General features: G+C 64.7%; 20 protein-coding genes. 8 read left to right on the forward strand and 12 right to left on the reverse strand.

The annotated features are described in order from the left end of the window. Positions 1-62: 62 nt before the first annotated feature. Both prfB and ACUYV6_RS11175 read right to left on the reverse strand, forming a co-directional pair. The gene (prfB, locus tag ACUYV6_RS11170; RefSeq protein ID WP_449278744.1) at positions 63-1172 is read right to left on the reverse strand and encodes a peptide chain release factor 2; all 1110 of its coding nucleotides are present in this window, start codon (positions 1170-1172) and stop codon (positions 63-65) included. Between the two features lie 47 nt (positions 1173-1219). Continuing rightward, complete coding sequence (locus ACUYV6_RS11175) at positions 1220-2665, reverse strand: APC family permease (RefSeq protein WP_449278745.1); 1446 nt, start codon at positions 2663-2665, stop codon at positions 1220-1222. Between the two features lie 300 nt (positions 2666-2965). On the opposite strand from ACUYV6_RS11175, the gene ACUYV6_RS11180 reads away from it, so the two are divergent. From ACUYV6_RS11180 to ACUYV6_RS11190, 3 genes are all read left to right on the forward strand, one after another. Further along, complete coding sequence (locus ACUYV6_RS11180) at positions 2966-3457, forward strand: Lrp/AsnC family transcriptional regulator (protein WP_449278746.1); 492 nt, start codon at positions 2966-2968, stop codon at positions 3455-3457. Between the two features lie 2 nt (positions 3458-3459). After that, entirely contained in the window at positions 3460-4854 is a 1395-nt protein-coding gene (locus ACUYV6_RS11185; protein ID WP_449278747.1) for an aspartate aminotransferase family protein, read from the forward strand. Between the two features lie 82 nt (positions 4855-4936). After that, positions 4937-5476, forward strand: coding sequence for a hypothetical protein (locus tag ACUYV6_RS11190; protein WP_449278748.1), 540 nt, complete (start codon positions 4937-4939; stop codon positions 5474-5476). Between the two features lie 98 nt (positions 5477-5574). On the opposite strand, the gene rpsO is transcribed toward ACUYV6_RS11190, so the two are convergent. Continuing rightward, positions 5575-5844, reverse strand: a complete 270-nt coding sequence (gene rpsO / locus ACUYV6_RS11195) for a 30S ribosomal protein S15 (RefSeq protein WP_449278749.1) — start codon at positions 5842-5844, stop codon at positions 5575-5577. A gap of 294 nt (positions 5845-6138) precedes the next feature. Here rpsO and ACUYV6_RS11200 point away from each other — a divergent pair, with 294 nt between their 5' ends. Further along, complete coding sequence (locus ACUYV6_RS11200; protein WP_449278750.1) at positions 6139-7377, forward strand: ammonium transporter; 1239 nt, start codon at positions 6139-6141, stop codon at positions 7375-7377. A 112-nt stretch (positions 7378-7489) separates the two neighbouring features. Beyond that, the gene (locus tag ACUYV6_RS11205; RefSeq protein WP_449278751.1) at positions 7490-8329 is read left to right on the forward strand and encodes an inositol monophosphatase family protein; all 840 of its coding nucleotides are present in this window, start codon (positions 7490-7492) and stop codon (positions 8327-8329) included. A gap of 17 nt (positions 8330-8346) precedes the next feature. Here ACUYV6_RS11205 and ACUYV6_RS11210 read toward each other — a convergent pair whose 3' ends face one another. Both ACUYV6_RS11210 and ACUYV6_RS11215 read right to left on the reverse strand, forming a co-directional pair. Then, positions 8347-9819, reverse strand: a complete 1473-nt coding sequence (locus tag ACUYV6_RS11210) for an NCS2 family permease (protein WP_449278752.1) — start codon at positions 9817-9819, stop codon at positions 8347-8349. Between the two features lie 146 nt (positions 9820-9965). Continuing rightward, complete coding sequence (locus ACUYV6_RS11215; RefSeq protein ID WP_449278753.1) at positions 9966-10337, reverse strand: FKBP-type peptidyl-prolyl cis-trans isomerase; 372 nt, start codon at positions 10335-10337, stop codon at positions 9966-9968. A 155-nt stretch (positions 10338-10492) separates the two neighbouring features. Between ACUYV6_RS11215 and ACUYV6_RS11220 the strand changes: the two genes are divergently transcribed. Continuing rightward, a complete protein-coding gene (locus ACUYV6_RS11220) occupies positions 10493-11362 on the forward strand; it encodes a fumarylacetoacetate hydrolase family protein (RefSeq protein WP_449278754.1) in 870 nt (289 codons plus the stop codon). A 162-nt stretch (positions 11363-11524) separates the two neighbouring features. After that, positions 11525-13072: an FMN-binding glutamate synthase family protein gene (locus tag ACUYV6_RS11225; RefSeq protein ID WP_449278755.1), complete on the forward strand. Its 1548-nt coding sequence runs from the start codon at positions 11525-11527 to the stop codon at positions 13070-13072. 16 nt (positions 13073-13088) lie between these two features. On the opposite strand, the gene ACUYV6_RS11230 is transcribed toward ACUYV6_RS11225, so the two are convergent. The 7 genes from ACUYV6_RS11230 to glyA all read right to left on the reverse strand — a co-directional run bounded on the left by ACUYV6_RS11230 (position 13089) and on the right by glyA (position 22705). Further along, positions 13089-14570: an aspartate ammonia-lyase gene (locus ACUYV6_RS11230; protein WP_449278756.1), complete on the reverse strand. Its 1482-nt coding sequence runs from the start codon at positions 14568-14570 to the stop codon at positions 13089-13091. Between the two features lie 324 nt (positions 14571-14894). Continuing rightward, positions 14895-16277: an L-serine ammonia-lyase gene (locus tag ACUYV6_RS11235; RefSeq protein ID WP_449278757.1), complete on the reverse strand. Its 1383-nt coding sequence runs from the start codon at positions 16275-16277 to the stop codon at positions 14895-14897. Then, on the reverse strand, positions 16277-16918 hold the full coding sequence (locus tag ACUYV6_RS11240; protein ID WP_449278758.1) for a sarcosine oxidase subunit gamma: 642 nt from the start codon (positions 16916-16918) through the stop codon (positions 16277-16279). Before ACUYV6_RS11240 ends, ACUYV6_RS11235 begins: the two co-directional genes overlap by 1 nt. Next, positions 16911-19847, reverse strand: a complete 2937-nt coding sequence (locus tag ACUYV6_RS11245; RefSeq protein ID WP_449278759.1) for a sarcosine oxidase subunit alpha family protein — start codon at positions 19845-19847, stop codon at positions 16911-16913. Before ACUYV6_RS11245 ends, ACUYV6_RS11240 begins: the two co-directional genes overlap by 8 nt. Then, a complete protein-coding gene (locus tag ACUYV6_RS11250) occupies positions 19844-20137 on the reverse strand; it encodes a sarcosine oxidase subunit delta (RefSeq protein ID WP_449278760.1) in 294 nt (97 codons plus the stop codon). Before ACUYV6_RS11250 ends, ACUYV6_RS11245 begins: the two co-directional genes overlap by 4 nt. Before the next feature lie 12 nt (positions 20138-20149). Further along, positions 20150-21367 (reverse strand): sarcosine oxidase subunit beta family protein, encoded by a 1218-nt coding sequence (locus ACUYV6_RS11255; RefSeq protein ID WP_449278761.1) that lies wholly within the window; start codon positions 21365-21367, stop codon positions 20150-20152. A gap of 3 nt (positions 21368-21370) precedes the next feature. Beyond that, on the reverse strand, positions 21371-22705 hold the full coding sequence (gene glyA / locus ACUYV6_RS11260) for a serine hydroxymethyltransferase (protein WP_449278762.1): 1335 nt from the start codon (positions 22703-22705) through the stop codon (positions 21371-21373). 131 nt (positions 22706-22836) lie between these two features. On the opposite strand from glyA, the gene ACUYV6_RS11265 reads away from it, so the two are divergent. Further along, on the forward strand, positions 22837-23496 hold the full coding sequence (locus ACUYV6_RS11265) for a GntR family transcriptional regulator (protein WP_449278763.1): 660 nt from the start codon (positions 22837-22839) through the stop codon (positions 23494-23496). Positions 23497-23549: the final 53 nt, after the last annotated feature.

Genomic DNA, 23549 nt, shown 5'->3' on the forward strand with positions numbered 1-23549 from the left:
GCTGAGAACGCGCCCGCGACGCGCTGGGATGTGAGAACCACGCTCGGCGAGCGCAAAGAGCCTCAGTCTTGCTTCGAGAGCGAACGCCAGCGGATACCCGCGGCGATGAATCCGTCGATGTCGCCATCGAAGACGGCGTCGGGTTGCGTCGATTCGTGCCCGGTGCGCAGGTCTTTGACGAGCTGCTGCCCGTAGAGGAAGTACGACCGGATCTGATCGCCCCAACTGGCCGTCACGCTGCCGGCCAGTTCCTTCTTCTTCGCGGCTTCCTGCTCCTGCTGCAGCAGGAGCAGTCTGGTCTGCAGCAGACGCATCGCAGCGGCGCGGTTCTGGATCTGCGACTTCTCGTTCTGCATCGAGATGACAATACCTGTCGGGAGGTGAGTGATGCGCACGGCTGAGTCAGTCGTGTTGACCGATTGGCCGCCCGGACCCGACGAGCGGAACACGTCGACACGGATGTCGTTCTCAGGAATATCGACCTCGGTCGCTTCTTCCAGGAGCGGAATCACCTCGACGCCCGCGAAGCTCGTCTGCCGCTTGTCGGCTGAGCCGAATGGGCTGATGCGCGCGAGACGGTGCGTGCCGGCCTCGACGGACAGCGTACCGAAGGCATAGGGCGCCTCGACTTCGAAGGTCGCCGACTTGATACCGGCACCCTCGGCGTAGGAGGTGTCGAGCACCTTGGTCGCGTAGCCGCGGTGCTCTGCCCAACGCAGGTACATGCGCAGCAGCATCTCCGCGAAGTCGGTCGCGTCGTCGCCGCCTGCCCCCGATCGGATCGTGACCACGGCAGAACGCTCGTCGTACTCCCCCGAGAGCATCGTTTGCACTTCGAGATCTTGCACGAGCGTCTCGAGCTCGGAGAGCTCCTGGGCGGCCTCTGCCGCCGAGTCCTCGTCGTCCGCCTCCTGCGCGAGCTCGACCAGCACATCGAGGTCATTGATGCGCGACTCGACCCCGCGCACCTTCTTCACCCGGGCTTGACGATGGGAAAGCCCACTCGTCACCTTCTGCGCGGCGGAGGGATCGTCCCACAGCCCCGGTTCGGAGGCCTGCTGTTCGAGTTCCGCGATCTCGCGGTCGAGTCGGGGCAGGTCGGTGACCGCCGCAATGTCGGAGTAGGTGGCACGGAGGGCCTTGATACGGGCGCTGAAGTCGAGTTCGAGCATGATGGTCAAGCCTACTCGCTTCGCGCCCGCACCTCGGTGCTCGCGAGCTATGCTTCGGGATCCTCCTCGGCAGCCAAGACCTTGTTGTATCCGGTGACCGGCTGGTTCTCGTCGAAGGAGGCCACACGCCTGCGGAAGCCCTTCGTCAGGAAGAGCAGATAGATGAACCCGAGCGCGGCCCAGGTCAGGCCGCCGACGAGAGAGTAACTCGACAGGAAGGCCCACAAGATGCCGGTCATGATGGTTCCGATTGCGGGCATGACGATGTAGTTGAAAATGTCCTTCGGGGTCTTCCGACGGCCCTTGCGGATCGCGAACCATGCGATTACGGAGAGGTTCACGAAGGTGAACGCGATGAGTGCGCCGAAGTTGATGAAGTCGGCGATCATGTCGAGCGTAAAGGCCGCCGCAAGCATCGAGATCGCACCGGTCAGCACGATATTGAAGGTCGGCGTGTGGGTCTTCGGGTTGATGTGCCCGAACAGCTTCTTCGGCAGCACGTTGTTGCGGCCCATGACGAGCAGCATGCGCGAGACGGAGGCGTGCGAAGCGAGCCCCGAGGCGAGCGTTGCGCAGAAGCCGGCCGCTGTGAGCACCGCCATGAGCAGTCCACCGCCGACCCCCTGGCCGATGAGCGGGAGCGTGGAATCGTCGAGGAACTGCCGCTGCTGTGCTTCGGTATCGCCCGCGACAAGGAAGACCTCCCAGTCGGGGAATCGAAGCTGCGTGAAGTAGGCGGTTACCAGGAAGATGCCGCCGCCGATAAGCACCGTGAGCAGGATGGCCTTCGGCATGATCTTCGGCGACTTCGCCTCCTCCGCGTACATGGTGACCGCATCGAAGCCGATGAAGGAGAAGCACACTACCGTTGCGGCGGAGAGGACCGCCGTCGCCTGCACATCGGAATGGAAGAACGGATTCATTGAGGCGATGGTGCCCATCCCCTCACCAGCTTTGAGCTGGAAGATCACGAGGAAGATGAAGATCAACATCACCACGAGCGAGAACACGAGCAGCAGCATGTTGAGGTTCGAGGTACCCCGCATCGTGAGGTAGATGATGCCGGTCACGCCGATCACGTAGAGCGTCACCCAGACGATCCCGGGAATACCGGGGAACAATGCCTCGAGATAGCTGCGGATGATGAGCGCGTTCACGAGCGGCAGCAGCATGTAGTCGATGAGTGCGACCCACCCCACCATGAAGCCGGCGTTCGGGTGCATCGATTCGCGCACGTAGGTGTAGGCCGAACCTGCGCTCGGGATCGCGCCCGAGATCTTGCCGTAGCTGATGGCCGTGAACGTCATTACCACGAGTGCTACGAGGTACCCGAGAGGAACGACATTGTTCGACTCCTCGGCAACCATGCCGAAGGTGTCGAAGATGACGGTCGGAGTCATGTATCCGAGCCCGAGGCCGACGATGGCCCAGAGCCCGAGGTTGCGCTTGAGCGTCGCGCCTTTGGCGACGCCGGGAACTGCTGTGTTCGTCATGCGAGAGCCTTTCGTATGAGACGGCCCCGACTGAGACGAACGCCCTGCGTCGTCACGGAGCTGATTTAATATCGCACAGCGCCGCTGCAGCGGCAACGCTTTCACTACATTTATTGACAAATCTGCCGATTCCAGCAGAACAAATGTTGCTTTATTGCTGATTTCGAAGGCCGCATATGCCCCGGGAGCCAGCGATGGTCGCAGTTCCCTCACCACCCCAAACACCCACACCACCTCGCACCCGGTGACGAAAATCACTGAACTTTGAGATAACTGACACGAATTCCATTGCTTTCATGGATGAACAGTGTCAGAATCAGTCGCGTGAGCAAGAAGAAGTCCACTCCCGTACTCGACGCGACATCGAAGGCGATCATCGAGCAGTTGCAGATCGATGGCCGCCGTTCGTACGCCGAGATCGGCAAGGCGGTCGGCCTCAGCGAAGCTGCCGTGCGGCAGCGGGTGCAGAAGCTCACGGATGCCGGGGTCATGCAGATCGTTGCGGTGACCGACCCGATGCGACTCGGTTTCGACCGTCTCGCTATGATCGGAGTCCGCGTGACCGGTGACACACGGGTCGTCGCCGACCATCTCGCCGAGATGTCTGAGGTCTCGTACCTCCTCATGAGCGCCGGGTCGTTCGATCTGCTCGTCGAAGTGGTCTGCGAGGACGATGAAGACCTCATCGAACTGCTGAACCAGAAGATTCGCACGATCGATGGAGTCGCCTCCACCGAGACGTTCGTCTACCTGCAACTCAAAAAACAGAAATACGACTGGGGAACACGATAACCATGTCCTTCGATCCGACCGCTGCAGCCGACACCGCTGCCCTTCAGGCCACGGCCTCGAAGCATCTCTGGCCGCACTTCACCTCTCGGAAGGTGCTGAACGACGGCATTCCGGTGATCGCCCGCGCCGAGGGCCATCACATCTACGACGCTGCCGGCAAGCAGTACATCGACGGCCTCGCCGGGCTCTTCGTCGTGAACGCAGGCCACGGCCGCGAGCGCATCGTGCAGGCGGCCGCCAAGCAGATGCAGCAGCTCGACTTCATGCCGCTCTGGTCGTACGCTCACCCGGCGGCAGTCGAACTCGCCGAGCGTCTCGCCTCATATGCCCCCGGCGACATGAACAAGGTCTTCTTCACGACCGGCGGTGGCGAAGCCGTCGAGTCGGCGTTCAAACTGGCGAAGCACTACTGGAAGATCATGGGCAAGCCCATGAAGCACAAGGTGATCTCGCGCTCGGTGGCGTACCACGGCACCCCGCAGGGCGCCCTTGCGATTACCGGCATTCCCGACATGAAGAAGTTCTACGAGCCGCTCACCCCCGGCGGCTTCCGTGTGCCGAACACGAACTTCTACCGCGCTGACGAGATGGGCGGCCCATCCGACGACCTCGAGGCCTTCGGCCGTTGGGCGGCCGACCGTATCGAAGAGCAGATCCTCTTCGAAGGCCCCGAGACCATTGCGGCAGTCTTCCTCGAGCCCGTCCAGAACTCCGGCGGTTGCTTCCCGCCGCCTCCCGGATACTTCGCTCGGGTACGCGAGATCTGCGACCAGTACGATGTGCTGCTCGTCTCAGACGAAGTCATCTGCGCGTACGGCCGCGTAGGCGACTTCTTCGCCTCGAAGGCACTCGGGTACGAGCCCGACATCATCACCTCGGCGAAGGGCATCACATCGGGATACGTTCCGTTGGGCGCGATGATCGTCGCCGATAAGGTCTCGGAGCCCTTCAACTCCGAGGACAACACCTTCTACCACGGCTTCACATTCGCGGGTCACCCGGCCGCCGCGGCCGCGGCTCTCGAAAACCTCGACATCTTCGAGGAGGAGGATCTCAACGGCCGCGTGCGCGAGAACAGTCCCCTCTTCCGTGCCGAGCTCGAGAAGCTGCTCGACATCGACATCGTCGGCGATGTACGCGGCGAGGGCTACTTCTTCGGTATCGAGCTCGTCAAGGACAAGACGACCAAGGAGACGTTCAACGACGAAGAGTCGAACCGCCTCCTGCGCGACTACCTCTCCCCCGCCCTGTGGGATGCAGGCCTCTACTGCCGCGCGGACGATCGCGGAGACCCCGTCATCCAGCTTGCGCCGCCGCTGACGATCGGCCCGGCCGAGTTCGAGGAGATCGGCGGCATCCTGCGAAGCGTGCTGAAGGACGCCTCCTCGAAGATCTAGTCGTTCGAGGCCCGTGGGCCCTGCGATCCAGCTCAGGATCGCAGGGCCCGTCCCATTTCTGCGGCCCGCCTATACTCGCCGTATGAGCACCCAGCAACAGCCCGGCACTCCGGACCACCAGCAACTCACTTCCTTCCCGCAGCAGGGAGGGTTCCAGCAGCAGGGGTTCCAGCAGCCGACGCAGCAACAGGGCCAGATCCCGCAGCAACAGGCTCACCAGCCGCAGCAGGCCTACGCCCAGTACTCGCCGCAGCAGCACGGCTACTACGCGCCGGCTTCAGCGGGATCCTCACCGGTTGCACCGGCGCCGCAGCGACTCAATGTGATGGGGCTCGTCGCACTCGCGATCATGCTGGTGGAGTCGCTGCTCGCACTCGTCTGGCCCTTTGTCTACCGGATTGCCATGGACAACTCGAGCAACTTCAGCACCGTGAGTGTGATCTCATCAATCTCGCATTGGGCACTGGTCATCCCGGCGATCATCCTGGGCGTCGTCGGCGTTCTGCAGAAGCAAGCCCCACGTGCTCGCTGGGCGGCCTTCGCGGCACTCGGAGCCGCCGGCACGGCTGCGATTTCGATGCTCGGTTCGCTGCTCGGCAATTTCCTCGCCTACGCCTTCTGAGACCGCACACGCAGAAGCGCCCGTCACCCTGGGGGTGACGGGCGCTTCGCAGCAGGTCGGGCGATCCACCCGGTCCTGGAAGTCAGTTCTGAAAGAACTTAGCGACGCAGGCCGAGACGCTCGATGAGCGAACGGTACCGGGTGATGTCGACGTTCTGCAGGTATCCCAGCAGACGGCGGCGCTGACCGACGAGCAGCAGAAGTCCACGGCGCGAGTGATGATCGTGCTTGTGGCTCTTCAGGTGCTCGGTCAGATCCTTGATGCGCTGCGACAGCATTGCGACCTGAACCTCAGGGGAACCGGTGTCACCGGGGTGTGTCGCGTACTCGTCGATGATCGACTTCTTGACCTCTGCGTTCAGTGCCATAGAGATCCCCTTTCGTTCGTTGCGCGGCGCCGGCAGCCCTGTGCTGTAGCTCTCTTTATCCGCGGCCGTTAGACGGCAACCTGTACATATTAGCAGGTCTCAGGGATCCGCATCGCATCGTCACGTGCAGCGGCTCGACACGGAGTCGAAACAGATTGGTGATGACCGGGTAATCGTGCGGTGACGGTCCTGAAACACGAGCACTCCATACTGATTCGCACAACGACGTTCACCCCAGCACGGCCCGGCGCCCCTACCGGGTCGCGGTGCGGCGACAGGAAGGCAGATGCAGCCATGGAAGACACCATCACCGAGCCTCAGCTGTGGGAGGTGTGGACGCTCGCGAGCACCGCACTCGTCCTGATCATGACCCCCGGTCTCGCGCTCTTCTACGGCGGTCTCGTGCGAGTACGCTCCGTCGTCAACATGATGCTCTTCAGCGTCAGTGCCATGGGCGTCGTCGGCATCTTGTGGGTGCTCTACGGCTACAGCATGAACTACTACGCCGACGGGGAAGGCGGATTCGCAGGCAATCCCTTCAAGGATTTCGGTCTCATCGGCACCCCCGCGGCGGGCTTCATCGGCGTCGGTTTCGGCGCGGTCTTCGCGATGATCACGACAGCCTTGATCTCCGGCGCCATTGCCGATCGCGTCGGACTCGGCTCCTGGGTACTGTTCGCAGGAGTGTGGGCGACGCTCGTGTACTTCCCAGTCGCGGCTTGGGTATGGGGTGGCGGATGGATCCAGAACCTCGGCGAGACACTCGGCACCGCGTCGGTCATCGACCTCGCGGGCGGCACGGTGATCCACATCAACGCGGGAGCAGCGGCGTTGGCACTGGCACTCGTAGCCGGCAAGCGCATCGGCTTCGCACCAGGGTCGCACAAGCCGCACAGCGTCCCGCTCGTCACGATCGGTGCGGCGCTCCTCTGGTTCGGTTGGATCGGCTTCAACTCGGGGCTCTCCGAGAACGCGGCCGACGCCGGCTTGATCCTGATCAACACTCTCGCAGCTCCCGCCGCCGGCATCATCGGTTGGATTGCCGTCGACGCCTTCCGCGGCAAGAAGCCCGGAGTCGTCGGGGCCGCATCCGGGGCCGTCGCCGGGCTCGTCGCCATCACTCCCTCCGCACTCAACCTTGCACCGCTCTGGGCCCTCCTTCTCGGCGGCATCGCGGGGATGGTCTGCGCCTTCGCGATTGATTGGAAGTTCCGCCTCGGCTACGACGACTCGCTCGACGTGGTCGGCCTGCACCTCGTCGCCGGCGTACTCGGCTCGATCTACCTCGGCTTCTTCGCCTTCGACGACGGCCTCTTCATGGGTGGCGACGCAGGGCTGCTGCTCGTGCAGACGATCTCGGTGATCGTAGTCATGGCGTACTCCTTCCTCGTTACTCTGGTCATCGCCCTCGGGGTCAAAGCGCTGACCGGGCTGCGCGTGCCCGAGGAGGTCGAGACAACGGGCATTGACTCAGCGGTTCACGGTGAGGAGGCCTACGCGCTCGTCGAAGCACCGTCGACTCGGGTTCGCTGAGACTCACGCACCGAGGTCGCTCGCTTGCGCGGGCGTCCATAGGCACGGGGCTTCGAGCAATGGCGCCCGGAGCCCCGTTTCCCCGTCACCGTCCCCGCACTAGGCTCGCAGTATGACGCAACCCGGCATCTCCTCCCCCGACCTCACGACGGCGGACCTCGAGTCCCTGACCGCTATCGCCGCTGATGCGGCGCGGGCCGTCGGCGACCGCATCAAAGAGCTGCGAGACGGAGGCGTCGAAGTAGCGGCGACGAAGTCCAGCTCCACCGACATCGTGACGACCGCTGATCGGGAGTCGGAGCGGCTGCTCGTCGAGGCGATCTCCGCAGCGCGACCCGACGATGCGTTCTTCGGCGAGGAGGGCACCGGCACAACCGGAACCTCGGGCATCACCTGGGTGCTCGACCCGATCGACGGCACCGTCAACTACCTCTACGGGATCCCCGCCTACGTCGTCAGCGTCGCCGCAACCGTCGCCGATCCGCACGCGTTCGCCGATGGCCGCCGTGCCGTCGCCGGAGCCGTATACAACCCGAGCACCGGTGAACTCTTCACCGCGTATCAGGGCGGAGGATCACGCCTGAACGGCTCCATCATCGCCATCACGGGTCACGGCGACCTCGGTACAGCACTCGTTGCGACAGGCTTCGGCTATTCGGTGGAACGGCGCACGGAGCAGGCCGAAGTGGTCGCAAAGCTCATTCCGCAGGTGCGCGATATTCGACGCATCGGTTCTTGCGCATACGATCTGTGCATGGTCGCTTGCGGACGACTCGACGCATACTACGAGCGCGGAGTGCAGCCGTGGGATTACGCAGCCGGCGCGCTCATCGCAAGCGAAGCCGGCGCTGCGCTTCTCGGCAAGGATGATGCCACCCCACCCGGCGAGCCGCTCTTCGTGGCCGCAGCTCCCTCACTCGTGGGAGAGCTGCGGGCGGCACTGCAGGCCTGAGCGGGCGCGATCCCGAATCAGCCGAGCAGCCCCTCGATAGGACCACGCGCGAAGAAGATCACGAAGCCGACGGCGACGATCCAGAGCAGCCAGTGCACCTGCTTCGCCTTGCCGGTCAGTGCGTGGATCAGCACCCACGACACGAAGCCCGCGCCGATGCCATTCGCGATCGAGTAGCTCAGCGGCATGACCGATGCGGTGAGGAACACCGGGAGCAAGACGCGGAAATCTCCGAGGTCGATATTGGAGATCTGCGACATCATCATCGCTCCGACGACCACCAGCGCGGCCGCGGCCACTTCGGTCGGCACGATACTCGTCAACGGCGTGAAGAACATCGCCAGCAAGAAGACCAGGCCCGTGACGACGTTCGCGAAGCCCGTGCGGGCCCCCTCTCCGATACCCGAGCCCGACTCGATGAACACTGTGCTCGACGATGACGAGGTCGCGCCGCCGGCAATCGCACCGATGCCTTCGACCACCAGCGCCGACTTGATGCGGGGGAAGTTGCCCTTGCTATCCGCGAGACCCGCCTCGCGCGAAAGGCCCGTCATAGTGCCCATGGCATCGAAGAAGTTGGTGAACAGCAGCGTAAAGACCAGCATCACGACCGTCACCACGGCGACCCGACCGAAGTCGAAGCTGACCGCGCCGATGAGGCTCAGATCAGGCTGCGCGAACGGAGTGCCGTCGAGCACCGGGACGGTGAGGCCCCACCCCCCGGCGGTGATTGTACCGTCATCGCCGACCTTCGGGCCGATCTTCCAGATGGCCTCGGTGATCACCGCAACGACGGTTCCGACGACGAGGCCGATGAGAATGCCGCCCTTCACCTTCTTGGCGACGAGAATGCCCGTGAGCACCAAGGTGATGACGAAGATCAGGGTCGGCACCGTCGCGATGAAGCCGACGCCTGACGGCCCGAGGCCGACTGGCGGTGACGACTGACCGGTCGCATCGACGAAGCCGGAGTTCACGAAGCCGATGAACGCGATGAAGAAACCGATACCGACGGTGATCGCGAGCTTCAGCTGCACCGGCACGGCGTCGAAGATCATACGGCGCAGACCCGTGGCCGCGAGAATCACGATGAGCGCACCGTTGATGATGACGATCGCCATCGCCTCGGGCCAGGTGACCTCTTGAACCACCGAGAAAGCCAAGAACGCGTTGATACCGAGCCCGGCTGCGAAGGCGAACGGCAGCCGAGAGACCACCCCGAAGAGAATCGTCATCACGCCCGCGGTCAGAGCCGTTGCAGCGCTCACAGCACCGAACGCCAGCTCATTCCCGGCGATATCGGGCTTGCCGGAGAGAATGATCGGGTTCAGGATCACGATGTAGGCCATCGTGACGAAGGTGACGAGACCGCCGCGTATCTCGGTGGGGAAATTCGATCCCCGCTCGGTGATGTGGAAGAAGCGGTCGAGGGCGTGCTTCACGCCGTTCGTCCGATCAGTCCCTGAAGTCTGCTGCTGCGCTTCGGCCACGCCGTGTTCTCCTCGATCCGGTGGGCACCCGCTCGGGTGCCTGCTCACCGCCGAAACATTACCACTTCGAAGCCGCCGCACAGCGCACGGAGGGCCTGCTTGGAATCAGTTCCGAGCAGGCCCTCCGTCAGCGAGGTATTCGCCGATCAGCTGACGCCCAAGAGGTCGATGACGAAGATGAGAGTCTTTCCCGCGAGCGGGTGGCCACCGGCATTGCCGTAAGCGAGCGCCGGGGGCACGACCAGCTTGCGTCGTCCGCCGACCTTCATGCCCGGAATGCCGATCTGCCACCCCTGCACGAGCGCACGGAGCGGGAAGTTGATGCTCTCGCCGCGGCTCCATGACGAATCGAACTCCTCGCCCGACTCGAACTCGACTCCGAGGTAGTGCACGTCGACGGTGGAGCTCGCCTGCGCCTCGGCGCCGGAACCCTCAATGAGATCGACGACCTCCAACTCGGTGGGTGCAGGGCCCTCGGGGAACTCGATCTCGGGCTTGGTCAGCGGTGTGTCAGTCATGGAGTCCATTCTTCCGGTCAGAAGAGGATCTCCCCCCTCCTGTTCGCTCCTAGGGGAAGCGGCCGCGTCTATGATTCCCACACGTGCGAGCCACTGAAACGCGAGCATGCCTACAGCGAGACGGGCTGTCACGCGGAGTCGGCTACCCTGGTGTGGTGAAGTTCGCTCATCTCATTTCTGCGCCCGACGCCCGCCCCGAGCTCGTCGTAGTACGAGAAGGACGCGCGACACCGGTCGGCGAACTGGGCGAGTCCTTCGAGACCCTGCAGCAGCTGATCGAGGCGGGCCCCGAGGCACTCGAGCGTGTTCGGATCGCAGCCGACCGGCTTCCGGCAGACAGCGGGGCGCCCGTCGACGACGCCATCCACGCTCCGGCTGTACTGAACCCGCCGGTCACGCTCGCGGTCGGACTCAACTACGACGAGCACGCGAGCGAGCTCAGCCTCGATAACGACTCCGGCCCCGTGCTGTTCTCGCTCTTCCCGAACTCGCTGAACGGACACGATCAGGAAGTGCCGCTGCCCGGTGACGAGCTCGGCGAAGAGGTGGACTACGAGGGCGAGCTCGGCGTCATCATCGGTCGTGCTGCGAAGAACGTATCGGCAGAAGAAGCGCTCGACTACGTGTTCGGCTATACCGTCATCAACGACATCACGGCCCGAAACATTCAGTTCAAGGAGCCTCAGTGGTCCCGGTGCAAGTCATTCGACGGCTTCACTCCGGTCGGTCCTGTCGTGGTCACCGCTGACGAGATTCCCGACCCGCAGGCTCTGCACCTCGCGACCGACGTCGATGGTCTGCGCGTGCAAGATTCGACGACCGGCTTCATGATCCGTTCGGTGGCACAGCTCGTCGCCTCACTCTCACAGTCGCTGACGTTGCTGCCGGGAACCTTGATCTCTACAGGCTCGCCCGGCGGCGCCGGGCGGTCCCGGAAGCCACCGCTCTACTTGCGTCCCGGCACCGAGGTCACGGTCACGATTGAAGGGATCGGCGCCCTCCGGTCCCATTGCGTGCGCGCTTAAGGAAGCACGCGGCATTCTCCGCAATCGCGCAGCGGCGTTTCACTCATCTTGCTGAAACGCTACTCAAACATCTGAGCACGCGTGTGCTTACGATGGGTTCCGAGACCACCCCGACGGAACCGACGCAGAAGTCGTTCCCTCTCGAGGCGGGGAGGAGCAGACGTGAAGCATAAGAAGCAAGCTGCCCGTGGCACGATCGGAGCTGCGATCGGAACAGCCGCCTTGGGAGCACTGGCCGCCTACGACCTGCTCCAGAAGCAGCGAAGCGTACTCAGGAATTACCCCGTCGTCGGGCATGCCCGCTACCTGCTGAACACGATCCGACCGCAGATTCAGCAGTACTTCATCGAGCGAGACTGGGACGGGCGCCCGTTCAGTCGTACAACACGCGACGTCATCTACGCGCGTTCCAAGAACGAGAAGGGCGAAGAGGCCTTCGGCACTCTCGCAAATGTGAGCCGCCCCGGAAGCGAATGGCTCGTGCACTCAATGGTGCCGCTCGACCCTCCTCTCCAAGCGCCCCGCATCACCGTGGGAGGCCGTGACTGCCGACAACCGTACGACATGTCATTGCTCAACGTATCGGCGATGAGCTTCGGGGCGCTGTCGGCGAACGCGATCCGCGCGCTCAACGGGGGTGCCGCGAAGGGCGGCTTCGCGCACGATACCGGCGAAGGCGGCATCAGCGACTACCATCGTGAGCCTGGCGGCGACCTCATCTGGGAGATCGGGACGGGCTACTTCGGTGCCCGCACCGAGGAAGGCGATTTCGATCCGCATGCCTTTGCGGAGAAATCAGCCGACCCGCAGGTGAAGTGCGTGTCGTTGAAACTCAGCCAGGGCGCCAAACCTGGGCTCGGCGGAGTGCTCCCCGGCCCCAAAGTCACCGAGGAGATCGCTCGGGTACGAGGCGTTCCGGTTGGCGAGAAGTGCGTCAGCCCCGCGCAGCACCGCACCTTCTCGACACCGATCGAGTTGATCGAGTTCATCGCGCGCATGAGAGAGCTGTCTGGCGGGAAGCCCACTGGATTCAAGCTCTGCGTCACCTCCCGTGAAGACGTGCTCGCGATTTGTAAGGCGATCCTGCAGACCGGAACAGCCCCGGACTTCATCATCGTCGACGGCGCAGAAGGCGGCACGGGCGCCGCTCCGGTTGAGTTCGAGGATCACGTGGGGACCCCGCTGACTCAGGGACTCCTGACCGTGCACAACGCGCTCGTCGGGACTGGTTTGCGCTCGGAGATCCGCGTCGCTGCAGCAGGCAAGGTCGCCGAGGGAAATGACATCGTGAAGCGACTCTTGCAGGGCGCCGACTACGTGAATTCGGCCAGGGCGATGATGATGGCCCTCGGCTGCATTCAGTCCCTTCGCTGCGCAACGAATACGTGCCCGGTCGGGGTCGCCACTCAGGATGCACGCAGGCAGCGAGCCCTCGATGTACCGAGCAAATCCGAACGGGTCTACCAGTATCAGAAGAATACGGTGAACGAGGCACTCCGAATCATGGCATCGATGGGAGCGAAGACGGCGGCGGATCTCACGCCGGAGATGCTTCGCCGGAATCTCGGCGACGATCGAAGTGCGTCATACGCCGAGATCTACCAGTGGCTGCGGCCTGGGGAACTGCTCTCGGATCCTCCAGCGGACTGGGCCGACTCCTGGCAGCGCTCCGACGCGGAGCGATTCGGGCTCACTCGCTCCACGTGGTGATGCGCAGCAGCTTCCGCTACCCCTCGCCCTTCACACTGGTCGTATCGGCCTCGTCGCGGAGTTCCGACAGGTCGATTGCCCCGGTCTCGGGCGCGAGGCCCGCGAGCCGTGCGGGGAGCAGCAGCCGGTCGAGCTCATCCTGCTCGAGCAGGCCACGGGAGATCACCATGTCCGACACCTTCGCGTTCGTGGCGAGGGCCTCCTTCGCGAGCTTCGCCGACTCCGCGTACCCGATAACCGGGGCCAACGCGGTGATCACGGTGACCGAGCGCGCGACCGTATCAGCGAGCCGCTCCTCGTTCGCGGTGATCCCCTCGACGCAGTTCACGCGCAGCGTCTGGCAGGCACGCTCGAGCCAGGTGATCGACTGGAACAGGGAGTGCGCAATGATCGGCTCGAAGGCGTTGAGCTGCAACTGGCCCGCCTCGACCGCCATCGACACGGTGACGTCCGAACCCGCGACCGCGTATGCGACCTGAGATACGGCCTCAGGAATCACGGGGTTCACCTTGCCCGGCATGATGGAGGATCCGGCCTGTCGAGCAGGCAGGTTGATTTCACCGAGTCCGGCCTGCGGCCCCGAAGACAGGAGGCGGAGGTCGTTCGAGATCTTCGACAGCTTCAGTCCGCAGCGCTTGAGCGCTCCCGAGAAGGTGACGAACACACCAGTGTCGCTTGTGGATTCCACAAGGTCGCCTGCGGTCTCGAGGTCAAGACCGGTGATGTCGCGCAGATGCCGGATCACGCTTTCCTTGTACCCAACCGGCGCATTGATGCCCGTTCCGATCGCGGTCGCCCCCATGTTGACCTCCCGCAGCAACGAGACGGCCTCGGTCAGGCGATCCACGTCTTCACGCAACGTCACCGAGAAGGCGGTGAACTCCTGTCCGAGCGTCATCGGCACCGCGTCCTGCAACTGGGTGCGCCCGACCTTGATGATGTGCGAGAACTCGCGACCCTTCGCTGCGAAGGCGTCAGCGAGCAGGTCGAGCTCGTCGAGCAGATTGCGTAGCGAGAAGGCGAGTGCGATCTTGATCGCGGTCGGGTACGTATCGTTCGTCGACTGACTCCGGTTGGTGTGATCGTTCGGGTTGATGAAGTCATAGTCGCCCTTGCGACGGCCGGCGAGCTCAAGCGCGCGGTTGGTGATGACCTCGTTCGCGTTCATGTTCGTGGAAGTGCCCGCGCCGCCCTGCACGACGCCGACGACGAACTGGTCGAGCAGCAGCCCCGACTTGACCTCTTCGCAGGCGCGGTCGATGAACGACGCACGAGTGTCATCGAGCGAACCGATCTCATGATTGGCGCGGGCCGCGGCCTGCTTCACACAGGCGAAGGCACGTGCGAACTCGGGATAGACCGAGATCGGCCGCCGTGCGATCGGGAAGTTCTCCTGCGCTCGTGCGGTATGCACCCCCCAGTACGCGTCTGCTGGGATCTCGACGCTGCCGAGCGAATCCGTCTCTGTCCTGGTCTGAGCTGCGAGGTAATCGCTCACGTTGAATCTGACTCCAGTGAGTTGCTGCGCATCGGGATGCCCTGTTCCCGATGCCGTGGAACCGGCTTGTCCGCCGTCGGGCGCCTCTACCCTATCGCCGCATCACCGAAACCTACGAGTGCAATATGGTATAGCACCGCAGATAATTCGGCAGCCTTGATTATCCGCCGCATCCAGGCCGTTTCGTGCGCGTACCGCCGTCACCGAGATGAGGCTTCTTGTTCCTTTCACGCACACCAAGCGACAACACGCCTGATCTCGAAGAAGCAGGGCTCGCCCTCACGCAGCGCCTGCCTTCGACTCCGATGCAAGACGCGCAGCGCCTCAGCACTCGATGACGTTCACGGCCAACCCGCCGAGCGAGGTCTCCTTGTACTTCGTTTTCATGTCTTCACCGGTCTGCCGCATCGTCGTGATCGCCTGGTCGAGCGTGACCCGATGCGACCCGTCCCCCGCCATCGCGAGCCGTGCCGCATTGATCGCCTTCACTGACGCGATCGCGTTGCGCTCGATGCAGGGCACCTGCACGAGCCCGCCGACCGGGTCGCAGGTCAGGCCGAGGTTGTGCTCGAGCCCGATCTCGGCCGCGTTCTCCACCTGCTCAGGGGATCCTCCGAGCACGGCGCACAGGCCTGCAGCAGCCATGGAGCACGCCGAGCCGACCTCGGCCTGGCAACCGAGCTCTGCACCCGAGATCGAAGCGTTGCGCTTCATCAGGGACCCGACCGCGCCGGCGGTCAACAGGAACTCGAAGACTCGATCGTCCGTCGCGGTGCCATCGTCGATGAAGCGAGCGTAGTAGTGCAGCACGGCCGGAATGATTCCCGCCGCACCGTTCGTGGGCGCCGTCACGACCCGCCCGCCCGAGGCGTTCTCTTCGTTCACCGCGAGTGCGTACAGGTTGACCCAGTCCATGGCGAACAGTCCACCGGCATCGCTCTCGGCAGCGGCCTCGAGCCGCCGGAACAGCTCGGGTGCACGACGCTTCACCTCGAGCCCGCCGGGCAGCAACCGCTCGGTGCGGTGGCAGCCGTTGTCGACGCATTCCTGCATGACCGCCCAGATCTGGAGCAGCCCGTCACGCACCTCGGATTCGTCACGACGCACCCGCTCGTTGACGAGCATGACCTCGGCGATCGACAAACCCTGTTCACGGCAGTGCCGCAGCAGTTCATCGGCGTCGGCGAAGGGCAGCGGTTCCGCGACCCCATGGTCGGCCGGCGGAGTGTCGAGTTCCTCCGCCGATAAGACGAACCCGCCACCGATCGAGTAGTAGTCGCGCGAAAGCAGCACTCCGCCCGTACGGTCATAGACCGTGAGCGTCATCCCGTTGGGGTGCCCGGGTAGCCACTTGCGACCGTCGAGCTTGACGTCGGCGTCGTAGTCGAAGCGGACTCGCTGCTCCCCTCCGAGCGCGAGCTCCCGGGACTCCTTGACGCGAGCGATGAGCTCAGGGACGAGGTCGGGATCGAGCGATTCGGGGTCGTACCCGGCAAGACCCACGACGACAGCGGTGTCGGATCCGTGACCGATACCGGTCGCGCCGAGCGAGCCGAAGAGGCCCGCTTCGACGCGGCCGACGCGATCCAGCAGCCCCGCCTGCTCCACCCCGGCGACGAAGCGCCTGGCTGCCCGCATCGGACCCACCGTGTGCGATGAGGAGGGCCCGATGCCGATCGAGAACAGGTCGAGGACGCTGAGGGTCATCAGACCGCTCCGTCTCCGTCGGAGAACTCGTGCATGCCGTCGATCAGCCAGTGCACGACGTAGTCGGCGAACGAGGATCGCGGATAGATGCGGAACTGCTCGTCACCCGCGCGGTGCAAGATCACCGGCACTACGCCGAGCTGTGTCGCGATCGCCGAGCCAACCGGGAATGCTCGGGTGTGCAGATCTGCACGGCACCCCTTTTCGAGCACGTCGCGGGCGCCGGCACCGGCGAGTTCGAGCAGGGTGCGGTTGGCGGAGAGGTCGACGGCCTGACCGGGCAGCCCCTCGAGTGCCGCTTCGCACTCGGCCGAGTCGCCAGGCCGCTGCGTGCGCGACACATCCACCACGTGGAACTCGTCGGGGCTCAGCCAGATGATGTGGAGTCCCTCCGCATCGCCCGTGACCTCGCCGACGTGAGATGGCAGGGCGACTCCGAGTGCTCCTTCGAGTGCCGCCGCTGATTCGCTGCCCTGGATCGCGCGCAGCCCGAGCTGCACCGGGAACGGGATCTCGCGGAGCGAGACTGCCGCAACCGAAGCCGCAGCCATGGTCTCGGCGAGATGGCCCGCGGGCGACACCCGGAGCTCTGCGAGCTGCTGGTCGATGCTGTTGATCTCGGTAGCGCTGTGCTTAGCCATCGCGACGCTTCCCTTCGGGATCGTAGAGAACGGGGGAGGTGATTTCGACGTCGACGAGTTCGACGCCGTTGGCGGTGATGAGCGGGGCCTGTACGACCTCGCCGATACGGTTGCGGCCGCTCTCAACGAGCGCGAGCCCGAAAGTTCGCCCAAGCGCGGGAGACCGGTACGACGAGGTGACGTGTCCGATCATCGGCACGGGGCCCTCCTCAGGAGTGATCGGGGTTCCTGCGGTCACCAGCTGCGCGCCTTCCGGCAGCAGCGTCTCACGGTCGACGGGCAGCACTCCGACGAGATGCTTCCGGTCTTCACGGGAGGTGTCCTGACGCGAGAACGAGCGCTTGCCCACGAAGTCCTTGAGCTTCGAGACGACCCACTCCATACCTGCGTCTTGCGGGGTGACCGTACCGTCGGTGTCTTGTCCGACGATGATGAAGCCCTTCTCGGCGCGCAGCACGTGCATCGTCTCCGTGCCATAGGGGGTGATGCCGAACTCGGCGCCGGCCTCCGCTACGGATTCCCAGACTCGCAGTCCGTAGAAGGCTTCCGTGTGGATCTCGAACGCGAGCTCGCCCGAGAACGAGATGCGGCAGATGCGGGCGGGGATCCCGTTCGCGAGTGTCGTCTCGTGGAAGGCCATGAACGGGAAGGCCTCGTTCGAGACGTCGAGGTCGGGAGCGACCTTCGCGATCACCTCGCGGGACTTCGGCCCGGCAACGGCCACGGCGCTCCACTGCTCCGTTACGGAGGTGAAGAAGACGTCGAGCTCCGGCCATTCGGTCTGGTGCCATTCCTCGAGCCACTCGAGCACGGTCGCGGCCCCACCGGTGGTGGTGGTCATCAGGAAGCGATCCTCGGCGATGCGCAGCGTGACACCGTCGTCGAAGATCATGCCATCGGCCGTGCACATCAGCCCGTAGCGGGCGTGGCCGACTTTGAGCTTTGCGAAGCCGTTGGTGTACACCCGGTTGAGGAACTCGCCGGCATCAGTACCGCGGATTTCGATCTTGCCGAGGGTCGACGCGTCTTGGAAGCCCACGGAATCGCGCACGGCGGCGCACTCGCGCAGCACGGCCTCCTCCATGTTCTCGCCGTTCTGGGGGTAGTACCAGGGGCGCTTCCACTGCCCGACATCCTCGAAAGCAGCACCCCGGTCGACATGCCAGGGGTGGATCGAGGTACGTCGAGCGGGGTCGAACAGATCGCCACGACGGCGCCCAGCCACCGCCGCGAACGACACCGGCGTGTAGGGCGCACGGTGCGACGTGCTGCCGAGCTCGGAGAGGTCGTACTGGTGCAGCGCTGCGGCGATGACACCGATGGCGTTCACGCCGCTCGTCTTGCCCTGGTCGTTCGCGGTCGAGATCGATGTGTAGCGCTTGACGTGCTCGATGCCGCGCATGCCTGCTCCGGTTGCGCGGTACACGTCGGCGACGGTCTGATCGCGCTGCAGGTCGACGAAGTGCTCGCGCCACTGGCCCGGGTCGTCGCCCTCACCGGGTACGAGCCACAGCGGTCGCACCTCACCGAATTCCTCGTCGGGCGCTTCGGGGGTCATCAGCGGAGCGCTGAAGCCGGCGGACTGCGCGGCACGGTGGCCGGCGGTCGTGCCCTCGGCGAGTGCCCCGCCCAGCGTGTAGACGCCGTTCGCGGCGCCGACCACTGCTTGACCGGTGACTGCCTTGGCCGGAACGAAGCCCGCAATCGCGTTGTTCCAGGTGAGCTTGCCCTGCCGTTGAGTATGGAGGTGGATCACCGGTGAGAAACCGCCGGAGACCGCGAGCAGGTCGGCGTCGAGGGTCTCCGTCTCTCCGCGAAGTGCGCCGGTGTCGTCAATGTTCGACACGGTGACCGCGCTCACGCGACCGGCAGTGCCCTCGCCTGAGGTGTTGATCACCGCGGCTCCCTGGATCCCGCGCACACCGGTGCGCTCGAGCACGGCCGCAGCAAGAGCCGATGCTCGCGGACGCGAATCGACAACGGCCGCAACCTCGACGCCTGCGGCGTGCAGGTCGTCGACGAGCGCGTAGGCCGAGTCGTTCGTCGTCTGCACGACGACGCGCGACCCCGCGACCACTCCGTAGCGGTTCAGGTAGCTGCGCACGGCTCCGGCGAGCATGACGCCGGGGCGGTCGTTGTTTGCGAACACGATCGGACGCTCGTGAGCGCCGGTTGCCAGCACCACGCGTGCGGCACGCACGTGCCAGACGCGCTGCTTCGAGACCCCTGGCCGGGGGCGCTCGAGCACCTCGGCGGTGCGATCCTCGACTGCGACGATGTAGTTGGAGTCGTAGCTGCCGATCGCCGTTGTGCGCGGCAGGTACGTGAATTCCTCTGCCTCCGCGAGCCGGGCGAGCGTCGCATCGATCCACTCACGCGCGTCCAGATCGTCGATCGTCTCGCCGCGTCCCGAGAGGAGGGCGCCGCCGGCACGCTCCTGATCATCGATGAGGATCGTCCGAGCGCCACTCTTGGCGGCCTCTCGCGCGGCCGCGACTCCTGCAGGGCCGGCGCCGACGACGAGCACGTCGGTGTGCACGTGTTTGTGGTCGTACGTCGCCTGATCTCCGCGAGGGTCGAGTACGCCGAGACCGCTGAGCGTGACCGCTTCGAGCCCCTCGGTGATCCGGACCGTCGTGGCGGGCAGCATGGACTCATCGATGTCGCCGTCGAAGCGGGCGCGCACCATGACGAGCGCATTCGGCTCCTCGACGCCGGCAGCGAGTACGCCGCGGGGGCGCCCGAGATACATCGAGTTGCCGCAGTCGATGCGTCCGGCGGCGAGCAGTGCGCTCGCGATCGTGTCTCCGGCAAAGCCTCGGTACGTCTCGCCGTCTACCGTGAACGAGACCTCACGCGAACGATCGATCCCGTGACCTGCGCCGCGCTCGGCACGGCGCTGATCAACATCGTGAAGTGCTGAGGTCATCGCTCTTCTCCCTCGGGCAATTCGGGGCGCGGTTCGCCGGCCCGGTAGACGGCTTTGAATTCGTAGGTGACGGTGTCGCGCAGCGCATTGAACCACTTGCGGCAGCCGATGGAGTGGTTCCAGCGCTCGGCGTAGAGACCACGGGGGTTATCGCGGTAGAAGAGGTACTCGGCCCACTCCCGGTCGCTCAGCGCGTTCGGGTCGGCGGGGTAGGCGACGTGGGCCTGCCCGCCGTAGTGGAACTCTGTCTCGTCACGCGGGCCGCAGTTCGGGCATTCGATGAGAAGCATCTTCGTTCCTTCCTAGTGGGCGACGCCAGCGGCGCCGTGCTCGTCGATGAGGTGGCCGGTCTCGAATCGCTCGAGCGCGAAGGGGACGTTCAGCGGGTGCGGCTCATCGTTCGCGATCGTGTGCGCATAGGTGTAGCCGGCTCCGGGAGTTCCCTTGAAGCCGCCGGTGCCCCAGCCGCAGTTCACATAGAGACCTGCGACCTCGGTCTTGGAGACCACGGGTGACGCATCGAGTGTCACATCGACGATGCCGCCCCAGGTGCGCAGCAGGTGCGCACGCGCGAAGATCGGGAAGAGTTCGACCGCTGCCGCCAGCTGGTCTTCGATGACGTGGAAGCCGCCGCGCTGACCGTATCCGTTGTAGGAATCGACGCCGGCGCCCATGACGAGCTCGCCCTTGTGCGCCTGCGAAACGTAGACGTGCACGTGGTTCGACATGACCACCGTCGGGTGGACCGGCTCGAAGAGTTCGGAGACGAGCGCCTGCAACGGGTGCGACTGGATCGGTACTCGGATACCCGCGAGATCCGCGAGCACCGAAGTGTGCCCGGCTGCGGCGAGCGCGACCTTGCCGGCTGCAATACGTCCGCGATTCGTCTCGACCGCGACGACACGGTCACCCTGCTTCTCGATGCCGGTGACTTCGCAGTTCTGGATGATGTCGACGCCCATCTCGTCGCACTTGCGGGCGAAGGCCCAGGCGACGTGGTCGTGCTTCGCGATACCCGCACGCGGCTGATACGTCGCCCCCATGATCGGGTAGCGGATGTCATCGTTGGTGTTGACGATCGGGCAGAGTTCCTTGACCTGGTCGGGCGTGAGCCACTCCGCGTCGATGCCGTTGAGCTTGTTCGCGTTCACGCGGCGCTGCGACTCGCGCACGTCGCCGAGCGTGTGCGCGAGGTTCATGACACCGCGCTGCGAGAACAGGAAATCGTACTCGAGCTCCTCGGGCAGCCCTTCCCAGAGCTTCATCGAGTGCTCGTAGATGTGCGACGACTCGTCCCACAGGTAGTTCGAACGGATGATCGTGGTGTTGCGGGCCATGTTTCCCCCCGCGAGCCAGCCTCGTTCGAGCACGGCGACGTTCGTGATGCCGTGATTCTTCGCAAGGTAGTAGGCAGTGGCGAGACCGTGGCCACCGCCGCCTACGATCACGACGTCGTAGCTCGACTTGGGGTCGGGATTGCGCCAGAGGAAGTCAGGGTGTTCCGGCAGCAGTTCGGCCATGGGCTACGCTCCGATCGGGTCGAGGTTCGGGTACAGGGGGTGCGCTGCGGCGAGCGCGGTCACACGGGCTCGCAGGCCTTCGATGACCGAAGCGTCGGCGCCGCCATCCGCGGTACCTGCGATGAGTGCCTCGGCGATGATGTCGGCGACCTCAGCGAACGCTTCGGATCCGAAACCGCGGGTCGCGAGCGCCGGGGTGCCGATGCGCAGACCGCTGGTCACCATCGGCGGGCGAGGATCGAACGGCACCGCGTTGCGGTTCACGGTGATGTCGACTGCGGCGAGCAGATCCTCACCGGCCTGACCGTCGAGCACGGAGTGCCGCAGGTCGACGAGCACCAGGTGCACATCGGTGCCTCCGGTCAGCACGCTGATGCCCCGTTCGGCGACGTCAGGCTGCGAGAGGCGGTCGGCCAGGATCTCGGCCCCGGCGAGGGTGCGCCGCTGCCGCTCCTTGAAGCCCTCGGTCGCCGCGATCTTGAAGGCGACAGCCTTGCCTGCGATGACGTGCTCGAGCGGACCGCCCTGTTGCCCCGGGAAGACTGCGGAGTTCAGCTTCTTCGCGATGTCGGCGTCATTCGTGAGAATGATGCCGCCACGGGGTCCGCCGAGGGTCTTGTGCGTCGTCGAGGTCGTGACGTGCGCGTGAGGCACGGGACTCGGGTGGAGGCCCGCTGCGACGAGACCGGCGAAGTGGGCCATGTCGACCATGAGGTACGCGCCGACCTCGTCAGCGATGCGCCGGAACTCGGCGAAGTCGAGGGTACGGGGGTACGCCGACCAGCCGGCGATGATGAGCTGCGGCTTGTGCTCCTTGGCGAGGCGCTCGACCTCGGCCATGTCGACCTGGTGGGTCTCTTCGTCGACGCCGTAGGGCACGATGTTGTAGAGGCGGCCCGAGAAGTTGATCTTCATCCCGTGGGTGAGGTGTCCGCCGTGGGCCAGGTTGAGGCCGAGCACGGTGTCGCCGGGGCGAATCAGCGCGTGCATGGTCGAAGCGTTGGCCTGCGCACCCGAGTGGGGCTGCACGTTCGCGAATTCTGCCCCGAAGAGCGCCTTGATACGGTCGATCGCGATCGTCTCGATCTCGTCCACGAACTCGCATCCGCCGTAGTAGCGCTTGCCCGGGTAGCCCTCGGCGTACTTGTTCGTCAGCACGGAGCCCTGCGCTTGCATCACCGCGGTCGCAGTGTGGTTTTCCGAGGCGATCATCTCGAGCCCGTCCCGCTGACGGGTGAGCTCGTCGTCAATGAATCCGGCGATCTCAGGGTCGAGCTGGGCGATACTTTCGCTGAGCTCTTCCGGAGCGATGCTGTCGAATGCGGGCGGTTGCGTCATCGGAACTCCTCGGCTGGGTCATCGTCGACTGTGGGTGCGCAATACGCGCGAACTTTGTTGTCGACAACTAATATACCAAGAATATCCCTATAAGCTAGGCCCGCTGACAAAATATTCGAGAAGGGGAGTCGATGACCCAAGCTGCATCGCCGCAGCTCGCGGAAGAGTCCAAGGCAGAACGAGCCTACCGGGCGCTGCGCCATCGACTTGTGATGCTCGACATCGCTCCAGGCGAAGCCATCAATGAGAGCGCGATCACGTTGGAACTCGGGCTCGGCCGCACTCCGGTCCGGGAAGCGCTCAAGCGCCTCGAGAACGACCACCTCGTTGTTTCGTTCCCCAGGCGGGGTACCTTTGCCACCAATGTCGACATCACGGAACTGGCTGCAATCTCTGAGATGCGGGAGGCACTGGAGCCGCTCGCGGCGCGCAAGGCTGCCGGAGCATGCCGTGAGCCGTTGCGCTCCGAGTTCATCGCCACGATCGCCGACCTCGAACGCCTCGATCCCTCTGGAGACCAGCGGTTGATGCTCGAGCACGACCTCCGAGTGCACCGACTCATCTACCAGGCCTGCGACAACCATCATCTCGCCGAGACCCTCACGCGACTCGACGACCTCGCCACACGCGTGTGGCGGCTTGTGCACGACCGTCTCCCCCACATTTCCGGACACATCCGGGAGCACATCGATCTGCTGCAGGCCGTACTCGACGGCGACGAGGATCGCGCGGCGCGGCTGGCCCACGAGCACATCCGCAGCTTCGAGAAGACGGTGCGCGCCGCGCTGTAGGTCTGCACGGCGGAAGGGGCGACGACGGGGAAGAGGCCGGGACAGGGAGGGGC

This window comes from Leucobacter sp. GX24907, assembly GCF_053567335.1.

Excerpts from the sequence above, each read along its gene's own strand:
- prfB (WP_449278744.1), bottom strand. The coding sequence starts at position 1,172 with ATGCTCGAACTCGACTTCAGCGCCCGTATCAAGGCCCTCCGTGCCACC.
- ACUYV6_RS11175 (WP_449278745.1), bottom strand. The coding sequence starts at position 2,665 with ATGACGAACACAGCAGTTCCCGGCGTCGCCAAAGGCGCGACGCTCAAG.
- ACUYV6_RS11180 (WP_449278746.1), top strand. The coding sequence starts at position 2,966 with ATGAACAGTGTCAGAATCAGTCGCGTGAGCAAGAAGAAGTCCACTCCC.
- ACUYV6_RS11185 (WP_449278747.1), top strand. The coding sequence starts at position 3,460 with ATGTCCTTCGATCCGACCGCTGCAGCCGACACCGCTGCCCTTCAGGCC.
- ACUYV6_RS11190 (WP_449278748.1), top strand. The coding sequence starts at position 4,937 with ATGAGCACCCAGCAACAGCCCGGCACTCCGGACCACCAGCAACTCACT.
- rpsO (WP_449278749.1), bottom strand. The coding sequence starts at position 5,844 with ATGGCACTGAACGCAGAGGTCAAGAAGTCGATCATCGACGAGTACGCG.
- ACUYV6_RS11200 (WP_449278750.1), top strand. The coding sequence starts at position 6,139 with ATGGAAGACACCATCACCGAGCCTCAGCTGTGGGAGGTGTGGACGCTC.
- ACUYV6_RS11205 (WP_449278751.1), top strand. The coding sequence starts at position 7,490 with ATGACGCAACCCGGCATCTCCTCCCCCGACCTCACGACGGCGGACCTC.
- ACUYV6_RS11215 (WP_449278753.1), bottom strand. The coding sequence starts at position 10,337 with ATGACTGACACACCGCTGACCAAGCCCGAGATCGAGTTCCCCGAGGGC.
- ACUYV6_RS11235 (WP_449278757.1), bottom strand. The coding sequence starts at position 16,277 with ATGACCCTCAGCGTCCTCGACCTGTTCTCGATCGGCATCGGGCCCTCC.
- ACUYV6_RS11240 (WP_449278758.1), bottom strand. The coding sequence starts at position 16,918 with ATGGCTAAGCACAGCGCTACCGAGATCAACAGCATCGACCAGCAGCTC.
- ACUYV6_RS11245 (WP_449278759.1), bottom strand. The coding sequence starts at position 19,847 with ATGACCTCAGCACTTCACGATGTTGATCAGCGCCGTGCCGAGCGCGGC.
- ACUYV6_RS11250 (WP_449278760.1), bottom strand. The coding sequence starts at position 20,137 with ATGCTTCTCATCGAATGCCCGAACTGCGGCCCGCGTGACGAGACAGAG.
- ACUYV6_RS11255 (WP_449278761.1), bottom strand. The coding sequence starts at position 21,367 with ATGGCCGAACTGCTGCCGGAACACCCTGACTTCCTCTGGCGCAATCCC.
- glyA (WP_449278762.1), bottom strand. The coding sequence starts at position 22,705 with ATGACGCAACCGCCCGCATTCGACAGCATCGCTCCGGAAGAGCTCAGC.
- ACUYV6_RS11265 (WP_449278763.1), top strand. The coding sequence starts at position 22,837 with ATGACCCAAGCTGCATCGCCGCAGCTCGCGGAAGAGTCCAAGGCAGAA.